Below are 12,669 nucleotides of genomic sequence, written 5' to 3' on the forward strand. Positions count from 1 at the left end.
CGGTCAGCGGTCGCCGGAACCCGGAGAGGCGAGCGCCGACGTGGGCGGGGGGCTCGTCGACGCGTCCGTGTGCGACGGCGGCGTGGTCGCGAGCGACGCCGTGTCCGGGACGTGCGTGACCGGGCCGCCACCCGGTGGGGACGTGCGGGACGCGTCAGCGGATTCCCCGGCGGTGTCGGTGGCGGTGGCGAGACCGTCGGGAAGGGAGGACGCGGGCGCGCTCGGGGACGCGTCCGGTGTCCGTGTCGGAGTCGCGCTCGGTGAGGCCGGGCTCGACACGGGCCGTGGCCGCGGAGCCTGCGGCCGGTTCTCGGCCGGGTCGTCTCGAGGCAGCAGCAGGAAGCCGAGACCGAGGCCGGCGACGACGAGCGCGCAGCCGACGGTCCGCCGCGCCACGCGTGTCCGGCGCCGGGCCCGGACGCCGGACCGGAGGCGATCACGGTGCCGGGGCTCGAACGGGACGTACTCCTGGGAATCGCGCATGAGTTGCGCCAACTCCCGTTCGAAGTGCTCCATGACCTCCCTCTCACTCCACCGACTCGACAGCCTCGGCCAGGATCCGACGCAGTCGCGCCACGCCGCGTGACGCATGGGACCGAGCCGTGCCGACGGGGCACCCCAGCACCTGTGCGACCTGCTTCTCGGACAGGTCCTGGTAGTAGCGCAGGACCACCACGGCCCTCTGTTTGGGCGGCAGTTGGGCCAAGGCGTCCTCCAGTCGCGAGCGCTCCGCGACGGCGGCGGACGCGTCGCCCGCCTCGGCCCGGTCGGGCAGATGCTCGACCGGTTGCTCACCCCACCACCGCCGGCGCGCCGAACGGGCCGCCGCTCGCGCCAGAATCTTGCGCACGTACGCCTCCGGCGCCTCCTCGGCGACCCGGGGCCACACGAACCAGAGCTTGACCAAGGCCTCCTGGAGGAGGTCCTCGGCACGGTGCCGGTCGCCTCCCACGAAGAGCAGGGCGAGGTGGAACAGCGCCGACCAGCGGGCAGCCACGAACCCGTCGAACGCCTCCGCCCGGCTCTGCCCCATTCGCACCGTCCCCGTTCCAACGAGCTCTTCACACTTGAAAGAAGATGGTGGCCCCCTCGCCGCGATGCACCTCGCCTTGGTGATCTGGATCACCTGGCACGCGATGCGGGTTTCACGCACCGCGGCGGCACGCGCTCGACGCAACGCCGCCCTCCCACCGGCTCTCGCGCGGTGGAAGGGCGGCGGGGCGGGTCAGCGGACGGAGGTGGTCCGGTGCTCCTTCAGCGAACCGCAGTTGGACTGGGTCACCTTCACATGGGTGTTGGCGATGGCGCCGCCCTCACGCTGTCCTTTCCCGCCTTCGACGCCCAGGCGGCCACCCGGGGCGTGCCCACACCCGCACGCACCCTGCCCGCGATCACCGCCCACCGAGGCGCCTCCACCCAGGCCCCGGAGAACACCCTCGCCGCCATCGACAAGGCGGCCTCACCGGGCGTCAAGTGGGTGGAGAACGACGTCCAGCGCACGAAGGACGGCGCCCTCGTGGTGATCCACGACGGCACCCTGAGCCGTACGACCGACGTCGAGCAGGTCTTCCCCAAGCGGGCCCCGTGGAACGTGAAGGACTTCACCGCCGCGGAGATCGCCCGCCTCGACGCGGGCAGTTGGTTCGGCCGCGCCTACACGGGCGCACGCGTGCCGACGCTGAAGCAGTACCTCGACCGTGTCGAGCACAACCACCAGAAGCTGCTCCTTACCGCACGGCAGGCCGATGGAGGTCTACGTCTGGACCGTCGACGACGCGGCCGTCGCGCGGACGATGCGCGCGTACGGGGTCAACGGCATCATCACCAATCAGCCCGAGGTGGTGCGACGGGCGCTCTACTGGTACTGAGCCCGCGGCCCGTGGGGTCAGGCGGTGCGGCAGAGCACCGCCGGGCCCGTCGGCGCCGCGTCCCGGACCGCCACCGTGTGGACGGCGGGGAAGACACGGGAGGGCGCTGCTGCCGACTGTGGCCGACGGCGCGCGAAGACGACGAGGCGCAGAACGACGAACCGAGCGCCGCCGGCGAGCGCGGAGGCGGAGAGGTAGACGACCTGATCCAGCACCGCATCGGGCGTCTCGACCACCTGCCGCACGACCAGCATCGCCAGGCAGGTCACCGCGTACGCGGCCACAGCGGACCCGGCCGACTGCGCGTGCTGTCGCAAGGTCGCGCGCCCGCCCCCGCCGAAGGTGAAGCGGGCGTGCAACTCGGTCGCCAGGAGCGTGGAGGCCACGGTCACCAGTGCGTTGGCCAAAATCCAGGAGAGCCGCGCGGAGAGGGCCGCCACGGCGAAGCTGGAAGCGAGCCCCACGCCGCCCCCGCACAGCACGAACCGGACGAAGGCGCCGGACGCCGTGGGTTGCGCCCGCCGCCGGTTTGACGCTGTCCCCATGTTCCCCGACCCCCTCGACCCATCACGCTTTCCGTCGATGGAAACGCTACGTTGCGTTCATCGAAGTGGCAACGCGATTATTGCGATGGTTCGAAGTTTCCGCAGCTAGAGACGATCAAATCGTTGCAATGGACGTAGATGTAACGCAACAAGCGCGTTCTCCTTGTTGCACCATTCACCGGCCGAGTTCCGGCAGCGGAGGACGGCTCAGACGCCTTGCTCGTCCGGCCGGTGAGCAGCCGGAACCGGACGGGCCGGCGCGAAGGCCGCGGCGAGCCGGTCGATCAGAGTCGCCGCAGAGGGGTGCGGGTCGCGGCGTGGTGTGATCGTGTAGATGCCCCGGGTCGGGGGATCGACCAGGGCCGCAGTGGTGACGTCCGGGCGCAGCGCGGGCGTCAGCACCCCGGGGATCAGTGCGATGGCGTGCCCCGTCGCGACCAGCGCCAGTTTGCCGAGCAGATCGGCCGCGGTGAGGTCGATGCGGGCACTGACCCCCGCGCGGGCCGCGTGCTGGCGCAGCAGCGCTGCCGAGCCGTCGTTGTCCTCGGCCCAGGTCTGGTCGGCCAGCGTCCGCATGTGCACCGGGCCTCGCCCGGCCTGCGGATGGCCGACCGGCAGTACGACGACCATCTCGTCCAGCCCGAGGTGGCGTCGATCGACGCGCGGGTCGTCAGGCATGCCCGGCGGTGCGTCGGTGACGACGGCGATGTCGAGATCGCCGGCGACCACGCGATGGTGCAGCTCCCCGCTCAGGCCGGGCAGCAGGGTCCACCGCATCGAACCCGCACCCTCCAGAAGGCCCCGGATGGCTTCGGGGACGATGCCCGCGGCCAGGGAAGGTGTCGCCCCGACCGCCAGCGGCAGGTCGAACGCCCCGTCACGGGCGTCCCGCGCGGCGCGAACGGCGCGATCTGCCTCGTTCAGCGTGGCCACGGCGTGGCGCCGGAACACCTCACCGGCCGGCGTCGGACGGACACCGCGCGCATGACGCTCCATCAAAGGCACCCCGAGCTGCCGCTCCAGCCCCGCGATCTGCCGGGAGACCGCCGACTGCGTGTGATGGAGCTCGGCGGCGGCCGCGGACAACGACCCCAGCCGACACACCGTCACGAACGTGCGCCACACGGTCAGTTCCACCGGCCCATTATGTCCTGCCGGTATGCGAGCACCGCAGGGCTGCCCTGCGAAGCTTGCGCTTGTCGCAACCGCCGCCGTGCACCACCGTGAGGCGCATGACCACACCACCGCACACCGTCGCCGTCCTCGGCTTGGGGCGCATGGGCGCCGCGATCGCCGGACGGCTCATGGCCCAGGACCGGGACGTAGTCGGCTGGACGCGCTCAGGGCGCACGCCCGGCGACGTCAGGACGGCCGACGCTCCCGACGAGGCCGTGGCGAAGGCCGATCTCGTCATCCTGGCACTGTTCGACGGCCCGGCCTGCCGACAGGTCCTCGACGACGTCCGTGCCTCGCTGCGCGCCGACACCGTCGTGCTGAACACCGGCACCGTCGCCCCCGCCGAGGCGGCGGAGCTCGCGCGAACGGTCGGCGCCTCCTACGTCCACGCGCCCGTGCTCGGATCGGTGCCCGCTGCCGCCGCCGGAACCCTGCGGATACTCGCCGCCGCGGACCGAGAGGCGTTCGACCGCGCCCGGCCGGTGCTGGAAATGCTGGGCACGGTGCGGCGGGTCGACGACGCCTTCACGGCCGCCGCGCTCAAGCTGATCGCCAACAACAGCCTCGCCGGCGCCGTCCTCGCCCTGCGGGACTCACTGCGGCAGGCCGACGCCCTCGGCCTGCCCCGCGCCGAGGTACTGGACGTCCTCGAACTCGGTCAGCTCGGCGGGCTCGTCGCACGGAAACGCCCCTTCCTCACCGGTCAAGTGGCCCCCGGAACGGCCGACTTCACCGTCGGAGCGCTGACCAAGGACATGGCGCTGCTGGCCGCCGCATCCCACACCCCTCTGCGCAGCGCGGCCGGCCTGGCCGACTCGCATGCCGACCCCGAAGCCGACATCGCCGTCGCCGCCACGGTCCCCGCCGTCGAAGACGCCGTGCTGAAACCCCTGCGCGCCTACATCCGCGGACACGCCACCGGCGACCCCGTCCACTTCCGAGACGCCTTCCTGCCCACCGCCCACATCGAGGGAATCCGGAACGGCGCCTTCGTCTCATGGCGTCTGGACGACTACTGCGCCCTCTTCGAGGGGCGGCCCGCCCCGGACGAACCGGCTCGCCGGCGCCGTATCGACGCCGTCGACGTCCACGGCACCGTCGCGACCGCCACCATGACGCTCACGCACGGACCGGACACGTTCACCGATGTGTTCCTGCTGACCCGCGCTGACGACGGCTGGCGCATCGCCAACAAGGCCTACCACCGACACTCTTGATATCGCCTCAGATGAGCATTGGGTGGAGAAACGGAAACCGCTTCCCGGAACAGCGGTGAAGAAACCCGCGAATTGCTCTGTGTGTTCCTGCATTCGCCGGGCATCCGGAGCAACGGAGGTTGATAACTATGGTTCCCCTGCTTCTCGTTCTTCTGCTGGCCCTGGTCCTCTTCGGCGCGGGATTCGCGCTGAAGGCACTGTGGTGGGTCGCCGTCATCGTGCTCGCTGTCTGGCTGCTCGGCTTCGTCATGCGCAGCGCGGACTCCGGTGGCCGCCGGGGCCGCTGGTACCGCTGGTGACCCACCGAACGACAACAGGCCTGTGGGCCCCGGAGAACACCCGGGGCCCACAGGCCTGTCCCGCATCGGGACAAGCCACCGGACAAACGGTGTAATCACCACCCTCCCGGGCACCAGACCATGTAGCTGGGGCCCGGTGCAGCAGCGGAACCTGCGCCTCCAACCACCGGACCCCAGCCCACCCGCCGGAGCCGAGGTCTCACGGACCCGGGGGAGCGGGGTCACGACGTGAGGCGGTGCACGGTGGTGGGGACCGAGGTGCGGTTCCCGGTGGCGTCGATGCCGAAGCGCCCGGTGGCTGCGGGGACGGCGCCGCCGGTGAGGGCGTAGAGGTGGTTGCGGACGTCGTAGCGGTTGGGGTGGGGAGTGGTGGCGTCGGTGGCGTTGCGGACCGCCGTGACGGCGGTGAGGACGGCGTCGTGGGCGAGGACGGGCCAGTAGCCGCGAGTGGCGTGATCGGCGGGGAACCGCTGCCCGTGGTGGTCGCCGGCGAAAGCCTGGAGGAACTTGTCGTACAGGTCGTGGTCGCTGTTGCCGGAGCCGCGCAGCGCCGCGGTGGAGGGCAGTGAGGCGTACAGGACGGTGATCGGCGATTCGCCCTGCTGGTTCATGCTGGTGAGGGTCCTGGGGTCCAGGGCGGCGGTGTCGGACCCCGCCACGACGGTGATCGGCAGGCGGTGGCAGCTGCGCCGGCTGAGGGCCTTCAGGAAGTCGGGCAGGTACTTCTCGCGGGCCGCGAAGTAGACGGTGTCGACGGGACGTTGGGTGTTGCAGATGTTCTGGCCGATGGCGTCCAGGATCGAATCGGCTCCGCCACGGGGGTCGAAGAAGAAGTCCGCGGCGGGGTCGAGGTGCTTCTTCAGCCCGCTGACGGTCCGGAAGTCCCGGTAGAGGGATTCCGTGTAGAAGTCGGTGGTGCCGTTCGGGGTGACGTTGGTGCGCACCAGTGCCGCGGTGCGGGTGTCGCCGTCCAGTTCCTTGCCGAGCGTCTTGAGCTGGGCCGCATTGGTCAGGGTGACGCGGACCAGCCCGTTGATCGGCTTCGGCGCGGCCGTGCCGGCGTCGATGGCGCCGGTGGTGTCGAACCCGTCGGCGGTGATCAGGTCGGCGACCATGGGGATGTCCTTCGCGCTCAGCGCGCGGGCGGCGTCGACGGACTCCTGCTGGCTCAAGCCCATGCCGGCGACGCCGACCAGGTTCTTCACCCCGCTCAGCGCGTCGACGGTGCTCTTCCAGCGCAGCTCGCCACTGCCCATGTTGGCCAGGACCAGGCGGATCTTCAACGGGCTGTCGCCCGCGTTGGCCTGTTCGACGGCCGTGTACGCTCCCTCGACCTCGCCGACGAACTGGTCGAGCGTGAGGTCCTTGGCCTTGCCCGTGGAGGTCAGCGGCGCCAGGAAGGCGAGGGTGACGTATCGGCCGCCGCGCGTCGCCTCGGCGTTCTCCGCTGCGATGGCCGTCAGCACCGGCTGCAGAGCGGAGCCGAACACGCCGGGGCCGTCGCCGCCGTCGGTCACCCCCGTGCACTCCCCGCCAGTCCCCGTCACCAGCGCCCGGTTCGTCGTCCCGCAGTGCGCCGCCCGGAACTCCTCTCCTTCCCCCTGCGGCACGCCGCGCTGGTGCAGCCAGTACCAGACGCCCCCGCCGGCGCCCGCCGCGAGCGCGAGAGCCACGCAGACCGCCACGGCGCCCCGATGCCGCGCCGGCCCGGCCCGGCGCGCTTTCCACCACCCGCCGTCGTCCTTCGCCGGGGCAGATGCAGGCGCAGGCGCGGGTGCCGGCGGGGCGTCCGGAACGGTGGGCGAGTGCGCCGCCGACGCGTCAGGGCTGGTCCGTGCCTGTGCCGGCACGGTGTCGGCGGCGGCGAGGTGAGCTGCCGACGGAGTGCCCACGACAGGAGGCGACGGAGGCCGGCCGGGAGCCTCGACCGGGGGAGCCGTATCACTGCCGCCGGGACCCGGGGCCGCCACGACGGGTTCCCGCCGGCTCTTCCGCAGCCCGTCGGGCGTCTGATCGTCCGCCATCACACACCTCCCGTGGCGTACAGGGACTGTGCCGGAGACTCCGGCAGCCCTCGCCTGACACGAGCGCTGTACAGGTTCAGCATGAACGAATTCCTGTCTTTCTGGGCGCGGCGCTGAAAAGACCGCACGAGAGCCTCATGGGCGGTCGCCGTCCGAAGGACGAATCGGAAGGGAAGGCTCAACCGAATCAGGATTCCGCCTCACGCTCACCGGCTGACAGGTAGTGCGATTTATTTCCGAATTCTCCGAACCATGCCGCATCGTGATCGCCGCCGTATCCGCAAGATGCAAGGACGGAGCCACCGACGGACATGACCGAGCCGGGACCACGCGACACGAGCCTCCGCCCCCGCAGCCGTACAAGAGCAAGAAGTCACGGCCCGCACGGTCATGCCCGCCCGAAACTCGGATGCCGCGCCCGCACACCCGCCCATAGGCTGCGCCCACGACAAGGGTGAGACGCCATACGACCCGTCAGCGAATCGGAGATGCACGGAGTATGACCAGTCAGCTGTTCGCGATCTGCTTCAACGCCACCCGGCCCTCGGCCCTGGCGCGGTTCTGGTCCGGAGTCCTGGGTTGGGAGTCGGCCGACGGACCGGACGACGACATCGCGATCCTGCCCCCTGACCCCGCCGGATTCCGTGTCCTCTTCCTGCCGAGCCAGGAACCGAAGACCGGCCCGAACCGGGCGCACTTCGACCTCACCAGCACCTCCCCGGAGGATCAGCGGCGGACGGTGGCCAGGGCCCTGGAACTGGGCGGGAAGCACATCGACGTGGGCCAACTCCCGGAAGAGGGGCACGTGGTGCTCGCCGACCCGGACGGCAACGAGTTCTGCGTCATCGAGGCGGGCAACAACTTCCTCGCCGACACCGGCACCATCGGAGCGCTGGCCTGTGACGGTACGCAGGAGGTCGGATACTTCTGGAGCGAGACGCTGCGGTGGCCGCTGGTGTGGGACCAGGACCAGGAGACGGCGATCCAGTCGCCGAACGGCGGCACGAAGATCACCTGGGGTGGTCCCCCCGTAGCGCCCAAGTGGGGCCCGAACAGGCTGTACTTGGAGCTGGCGCTCCCCACCGACGCCGACTGGGAGGCTGAGATCGACCGCCTGATCTCGCTCGGAGCGAAGCGCGCCGACACCGCCGGCACCGTCGGCACCGGCGAGGCCGGCGACGGCCGCCTGCGGCTCCTGGACCCGGACGGCAACGAGTTCTCCGTACGCGTCCCCCGATAGCGGCCCCCGTCAGATTCGCGCATCCGTTTGACCGCAGGTGCCGGGGTAACTAGCACCTGCAAGCCCGCGTCGCAGCGAGGAACTGCGCCCGAGCGGGCGAGCGGACGGGATGACAAGGGGGCGGGCGATGACCATGGCGGGACAGCAGGGCGGCGGGGGCGGTTCCAGTGGCCTCTACGACGTACTGGAACTCATACTCGACCGTGGGCTGGTGATCGACGCGTACGTGCGGGTCTCCCTCATCGGCATCGAGATACTCAAGATCGATGTACGGGTCGTGGTCGCCAGCGTCGACACCTACCTCCGCTTCGCCGAAGCGTGCAACCGCCTCGACCTGGAGGCAGGACCGCGCAAGCCCGCCGGGCTCACGGACCTCACTGGCCGGCTCACCGAGTCCGGCGCCCACGGCAAGGCCAAGGGAGTGCTGTCCGGCGCCGCAGAGGCCATCTCCGACGCCTTCCACCAAGCCCGCGACGAGAGCCGGAACCGCTAGGGCCTGTCTGACAAACCCCCGCCTGCTCTGCGACGCCTGGCACACACGCTCGCCGCGTTGCCGAACCGCCCACGTGACTCCGCCACGCGGGCGCTCCGGCGCCTTGCGATCGCACGCACCGGACGCCGCAGAGCCCGCCCTTCGGGTGGACGGCGGGGATTTGTCAGACCGGCCCCAGGACGGCGGTGCGCTGACCCACTGCCACGCGGTGAGACGAGGATGCTCCGGCAGTTCGGCGCGGCCGGTGGCCCACAACAGAGTGAGCCAGGGATCCGCGCCGCCCGGAGCGTCCGGAAACAGTCGGGCGAGCACCCGTGAGCAGAGAGCGGAGGGCGGGGTCCACGCGAGCCCGAAGCCTTCCGCCACGTCGTGCGTGTGCACCAGCGTTTCCACCACCCCCATCGCCGCGAAGCCTTCAGGATCCGAGACCCCGGCGGCGTGGTGGGCGCGGACCCCGGGTGGCGTGGTACGCACCATGGCGACCAGCAGCGCGCCGCAAGCCTCCAACACCTGCACCAGGCCGGCCGAACCCGCATCGGGCTCCGCGAAGACGAAGTACGCGGGTCCGCTCGCCCTCTTGCGGCGCAGCGCGAAAGGCACATGGGTGTCCAGCGGCGGGCTTTGCGGCCCCAGTTGCACGGCGTAGTACAACAGATCGTTGGCGAGGTGCTCGACGGTCTCCCAGCAGTCCCACTCCAGCGAACCGGCCTTTCCGCCCCACCCCTGCGGGGGTGCATCCCGAACGATGCCGACGGCGAGCCGCACGGCAAGGGCGACGTCGTCCGCGGTGACGGGAGACACGAATGATCCCGCTTCGGCTGATCGAGACATGACAGCACCGTATCGCGGGCGGGCTGCCTCGACCTCTGTACCTGGGGGAGTCGCGCCGCTCGTGACGTGCCGATCTTGGGCATCCTTGGGACCACCGGCGAGTCGCGATCGACCACCGATGAGTTTTCCGCGTCGCGCCGGTCTACATGCCGGACACCCACGGACGGAAGGCTGGGCCATGCGGAAACTGATCTACGGTATGAACCTGACCCTGGACGGCTACATCGCCGCCGCCGGCGACGACATCGGGTGGAGCGGACCGCCGAGCGACGAGCTGTTCCAGTGGTGGCTCGACCACGAGAAGGCGAGCGGCCTGTCGCTGTACGGGCGCAAGCTGTGGGAGACGATGAGCTCGTACTGGCCGACCGGCGACCAGCAGCCCGACGCCACCCCGGCGGAGATGGAGTTCGCGCGGAACTGGCGGGACATGCCGAAGGTGGTGTTCTCCTCGACGATCGACAGGGTCGACTGGAACACCCGCTTGGTCACCGGCGACGCGATCGCCGAGATCAGCCGGCTCAAGGCCGAGGACGGCGACCCGATGAGCATCGGCGGCGCGACGCTCGCCGGTGCGGCCATGCGCGCCGGGCTGATCGACGAGTACGTGATCGCCGCCCATCCGGTCCTGGTGGGCGGCGGCACGCCGTTCTTCACCGCGCTGGACAGCTGGGTGAACGTGAACCTGGTGGAGACGCGGACGTTTCCCGGCGGTGTGGTCCTGACCAGATACGAGGCGAGGCGCTGAGCGGCAGCACGCGACTCGCCTCTCGCCGCACCCCGTCAGGAGTTGACGATCCGACGCACGTTGTCGATCGAGCCGCAGCCGGACTTCAGCTGACGCTCGCGCTCCTCCAGGAACGCCGCTCCCAACTCCTCCCTCCGTACCATCGCCACGTTCTCCCGCGCGCCGTTGAGGATGGTGCGCTCTTCTTCGTCGGCGTGATGGGTGACGGCCTCCACCAGTTCCTCCAGCTTGGAGTCCCACTCCTCGGAGCCGACCTCCTCCACCTCCAAAAGCTCCAGGAGGGCCTTGTTCCCCTCGTCGTGTTCGTGCTCGCCGTGCTCGACCTCTTCGTCGTCGATGTTCTTGTACCGCTTGAGGGCCGGATAGACCTCGGCCTCTTCCGCCACCGCGTGGGCGACCAGCAGGTCCGCGAACTCCTGAAGGGCCGAGGCCCGGTCGGCTTCGACACTGCGCATCAGGCGGAACAGGTCCTCCATGCGCCGGTGGTCCTGAAGGATGAGTTCGATGACGTCCTGAGTCTCGGCCATGGCAGAGCACCACTTTCTTACGAACGGTAGAAGTCACTACCGCATACCCTGACCTCCGGGTTTGATGACTTCCCGGACCTCCGGTCAAGAAGTCCCTACGGCCTCGCCGCACCCTCCACACGAGCGCCGCCCCGACCGGCCGGCGCCGCCGATGGCCGGTGCCGCCGCGATCGGGGCGGATGTGTGTCCGCCGGCCTGTCAGCCCGACCTCACTTCAGGTGCCGGTCCAAGAACCGGCACCCGTCCTCCAGCTCGAACCACGGGGTGCCCGTGTGCCCGCCCGGATTGGCATGCAACGTCTTCTCCTTGCTGCCGAAGGAGTCGAACAGCTCCAGCGCCCGCTGCCGGGGGTTGCCCTCGTCGTCCCACTGCAGCAGGAACAGCAGCGGAATGGTGACGTGCCGGGCCTCCTCACGCTGGGCACGTGGCACGTACCCCCCGGCGAAGAAGCCCGCGGCAGCGATGCGCGGCTCGACCACCGCCAGCCGGATGCCGAGGGCGGCCCACCCTCCGGAGTACCCCACCGGGCCGCCGATCTCGGGCAGTTCGAGAAGGGCGTCCAGAGCGGTCTGCCACTCCGGGACCGCGTTCTCGACGAGCGGGCCGATGAAGGACTCGAAGATCTCGTCGACCGGCTCACCGGCCCGCATGGCCCGCCGCAGGTCGGCGCGGGCCCGCTCGTCGGCGGCGGAACGGGGACGGTCACCGCACCCGGCGGCGTCGATGCTTGCCACCGCGTAGCCGCGCGCCGCGGTGTACCGCGCCCGGGCCACCAGCCGCGGATCCGCCTTCGGCAGACCGTTGTTGTGGGCCATCAGGACCAACGGGGCCGGTACGGGCCCGGGCGTCCACAGGGTGCCGGGAATCGCGCCGAGGGTGAACTCGCGCTCGAGGACGCCGTCGTCGAGACGCTGCTCGGAAGTGAATCGCATGGTCGTGCCTTTCGGGAGTGCTCTTGAACGGCGCTCCCGGACGACCTATCGCCCGACCGTGGCCCCGGAGGGAAGCACCCATGTCGATACTGCGTTCACGGGTACCACCTCCTCGTTCTCTCGCACGGCCTACGGAAAGCTAGCAGCCGCCACCGCGGTCCGCCAACAGCTTTTTCACGTCCGTCCCCGACCGGACGAACACGGCATCTCGCACCCCGGCAACGACGCGTGTCAGTGGCTGCTCGTGGTGGTGATGTCGGCGATGTGGTCGTACCGCTCCAGCAGGACGAACAGCTTGGTCTTCTGCGTCGTCGCCCCGCTGCCGTAGGTCAGGGTGACGACGACTTCGTGGGCGTGACCCACGGCGCCGTTGTCGGTCACCGTCCACCGGGCCGGGACGTTCTGGGCGCGCAGCACGCCGTCCAGCCCGTTCTTCGCCTCCCAGGCGGCCAGCCGCTTGGCGAAGTCGGGCGTCAGGTAGTGCTTGCGGAGCGCCGTGGCCAGTGTGGGGTCGGGGTCGGTGTAGTCGCCCTTCGCGTCGATGTACGCGCCGTAGAAGTCGGCGACCCGGGTCACCGCCTGGCCGGTGGTGCCGCTGACCGACTGGGGCGCGGCGGTGGACGCCTTCACGCCGGCAGGGGCGGTCGCGTGCGCCGACACCTGCGTCGACGACACACCGAGCGCGACGGCCAGGACCAGCCCGGCGGCGACGGCCGCGCGGCGACCCGGACGGCGGCGAACGGGGGACGTGGGATTCATGTGCGTCTTCCTT

13 protein-coding genes and 2 pseudogenes are annotated in these 12,669 nt (G+C 70.6%); 6 read left to right on the forward strand and 9 right to left on the reverse strand.

The genetic code is table 11. The features are described 5' to 3' along the window. Positions 1-3: 3 nt before the first annotated feature. Together ACIOC0_RS16530 and ACIOC0_RS16535 are read right to left on the reverse strand one after the other, a co-directional pair. Positions 4-516 (reverse strand): hypothetical protein, encoded by a 513-nt coding sequence (locus ACIOC0_RS16530; protein ID WP_402155695.1) that lies wholly within the window; start codon positions 514-516, stop codon positions 4-6. A 10-nt stretch (positions 517-526) separates the two neighbouring features. Next, the gene (locus tag ACIOC0_RS16535) at positions 527-1,033 is read right to left on the reverse strand and encodes a SigE family RNA polymerase sigma factor (RefSeq protein WP_402155696.1); all 507 of its coding nucleotides are present in this window, start codon (positions 1,031-1,033) and stop codon (positions 527-529) included. A 255-nt stretch (positions 1,034-1,288) separates the two neighbouring features. Here ACIOC0_RS16535 and ACIOC0_RS16540 point away from each other — a divergent pair. Beyond that, positions 1,289-1,868, forward strand: a pseudogene (locus ACIOC0_RS16540) (glycerophosphodiester phosphodiesterase). A gap of 17 nt (positions 1,869-1,885) precedes the next feature. Here ACIOC0_RS16540 and ACIOC0_RS16545 read toward each other — a convergent pair. Both ACIOC0_RS16545 and ACIOC0_RS16550 read right to left on the reverse strand, forming a co-directional pair. Then, positions 1,886-2,413, reverse strand: a complete 528-nt coding sequence (locus ACIOC0_RS16545) for a hypothetical protein (RefSeq protein ID WP_402155697.1) — start codon at positions 2,411-2,413, stop codon at positions 1,886-1,888. 207 nt (positions 2,414-2,620) lie between these two features. Then, positions 2,621-3,550 (reverse strand): LysR family transcriptional regulator, encoded by a 930-nt coding sequence (locus ACIOC0_RS16550; RefSeq protein WP_402155698.1) that lies wholly within the window; start codon positions 3,548-3,550, stop codon positions 2,621-2,623. 95 nt (positions 3,551-3,645) lie between these two features. Here ACIOC0_RS16550 and ACIOC0_RS16555 point away from each other — a divergent pair, with 95 nt between their 5' ends. Together ACIOC0_RS16555 and ACIOC0_RS16560 are read left to right on the forward strand one after the other, a co-directional pair. Continuing rightward, positions 3,646-4,806: a nuclear transport factor 2 family protein gene (locus ACIOC0_RS16555; RefSeq protein ID WP_402155699.1), complete on the forward strand. Its 1,161-nt coding sequence runs from the start codon at positions 3,646-3,648 to the stop codon at positions 4,804-4,806. Between the two features lie 128 nt (positions 4,807-4,934). Then, positions 4,935-5,105, forward strand: a complete 171-nt coding sequence (locus tag ACIOC0_RS16560; protein ID WP_402155700.1) for a hydrophobic protein — start codon at positions 4,935-4,937, stop codon at positions 5,103-5,105. A 221-nt stretch (positions 5,106-5,326) separates the two neighbouring features. Here ACIOC0_RS16560 and ACIOC0_RS16565 read toward each other — a convergent pair whose 3' ends face one another. After that, entirely contained in the window at positions 5,327-6,778 is a 1,452-nt protein-coding gene (locus tag ACIOC0_RS16565; RefSeq protein ID WP_402155701.1) for a hypothetical protein, read from the reverse strand. 850 nt (positions 6,779-7,628) lie between these two features. Between ACIOC0_RS16565 and ACIOC0_RS16570 the strand changes: the two genes are divergently transcribed. After that, positions 7,629-8,369, forward strand: coding sequence for a VOC family protein (locus ACIOC0_RS16570; protein WP_402155702.1), 741 nt, complete (start codon positions 7,629-7,631; stop codon positions 8,367-8,369). 127 nt (positions 8,370-8,496) lie between these two features. Beyond that, entirely contained in the window at positions 8,497-8,862 is a 366-nt protein-coding gene (locus ACIOC0_RS16575; RefSeq protein WP_402155703.1) for a gas vesicle structural protein GvpA, read from the forward strand. Between the two features lie 183 nt (positions 8,863-9,045). On the opposite strand, the pseudogene ACIOC0_RS16580 reads toward ACIOC0_RS16575, so the two are convergent. Beyond that, positions 9,046-9,693, reverse strand: a pseudogene (locus ACIOC0_RS16580) (hypothetical protein); the annotation flags it as partial. Positions 9,694-9,871: 178 nt separating this feature from the next. On the opposite strand from ACIOC0_RS16580, the gene ACIOC0_RS16585 reads away from it, so the two are divergent. Beyond that, positions 9,872-10,438 (forward strand): dihydrofolate reductase family protein, encoded by a 567-nt coding sequence (locus ACIOC0_RS16585; protein WP_402155704.1) that lies wholly within the window; start codon positions 9,872-9,874, stop codon positions 10,436-10,438. A 35-nt stretch (positions 10,439-10,473) separates the two neighbouring features. Here the strand turns inward: ACIOC0_RS16585 and ACIOC0_RS16590 are convergent, their stop codons facing one another. From ACIOC0_RS16590 to ACIOC0_RS16600, 3 genes are all read right to left on the reverse strand, one after another. Continuing rightward, the gene (locus ACIOC0_RS16590; protein ID WP_402155705.1) at positions 10,474-10,965 is read right to left on the reverse strand and encodes a hemerythrin domain-containing protein; all 492 of its coding nucleotides are present in this window, start codon (positions 10,963-10,965) and stop codon (positions 10,474-10,476) included. Between the two features lie 209 nt (positions 10,966-11,174). Then, positions 11,175-11,897, reverse strand: coding sequence for a dienelactone hydrolase family protein (locus tag ACIOC0_RS16595; RefSeq protein WP_402155706.1), 723 nt, complete (start codon positions 11,895-11,897; stop codon positions 11,175-11,177). Positions 11,898-12,128: 231 nt separating this feature from the next. Further along, the gene (locus ACIOC0_RS16600; protein ID WP_402155707.1) at positions 12,129-12,656 is read right to left on the reverse strand and encodes a hypothetical protein; all 528 of its coding nucleotides are present in this window, start codon (positions 12,654-12,656) and stop codon (positions 12,129-12,131) included. Between the last annotated feature and the right edge of the window lie 13 nt (positions 12,657-12,669).

It is taken from the genome of Streptomyces sp. NPDC088254, from assembly GCF_044740925.1.
Taxonomy (GTDB): Bacteria; Actinomycetota; Actinomycetes; order Streptomycetales; family Streptomycetaceae; genus Streptomyces.

Excerpts from the sequence above, each read along its gene's own strand:
- ACIOC0_RS16530 (WP_402155695.1), bottom strand. The coding sequence starts at position 516 with ATGGAGCACTTCGAACGGGAGTTGGCGCAACTCATGCGCGATTCCCAG.
- ACIOC0_RS16535 (WP_402155696.1), bottom strand. The coding sequence starts at position 1,033 with ATGGGGCAGAGCCGGGCGGAGGCGTTCGACGGGTTCGTGGCTGCCCGC.
- ACIOC0_RS16545 (WP_402155697.1), bottom strand. The coding sequence starts at position 2,413 with ATGGGGACAGCGTCAAACCGGCGGCGGGCGCAACCCACGGCGTCCGGC.
- ACIOC0_RS16555 (WP_402155699.1), top strand. The coding sequence starts at position 3,646 with ATGACCACACCACCGCACACCGTCGCCGTCCTCGGCTTGGGGCGCATG.
- ACIOC0_RS16560 (WP_402155700.1), top strand. The coding sequence starts at position 4,935 with ATGGTTCCCCTGCTTCTCGTTCTTCTGCTGGCCCTGGTCCTCTTCGGC.
- ACIOC0_RS16570 (WP_402155702.1), top strand. The coding sequence starts at position 7,629 with ATGACCAGTCAGCTGTTCGCGATCTGCTTCAACGCCACCCGGCCCTCG.
- ACIOC0_RS16575 (WP_402155703.1), top strand. The coding sequence starts at position 8,497 with ATGACCATGGCGGGACAGCAGGGCGGCGGGGGCGGTTCCAGTGGCCTC.
- ACIOC0_RS16585 (WP_402155704.1), top strand. The coding sequence starts at position 9,872 with ATGCGGAAACTGATCTACGGTATGAACCTGACCCTGGACGGCTACATC.
- ACIOC0_RS16590 (WP_402155705.1), bottom strand. The coding sequence starts at position 10,965 with ATGGCCGAGACTCAGGACGTCATCGAACTCATCCTTCAGGACCACCGG.
- ACIOC0_RS16595 (WP_402155706.1), bottom strand. The coding sequence starts at position 11,897 with ATGCGATTCACTTCCGAGCAGCGTCTCGACGACGGCGTCCTCGAGCGC.
- ACIOC0_RS16600 (WP_402155707.1), bottom strand. The coding sequence starts at position 12,656 with ATGAATCCCACGTCCCCCGTTCGCCGCCGTCCGGGTCGCCGCGCGGCC.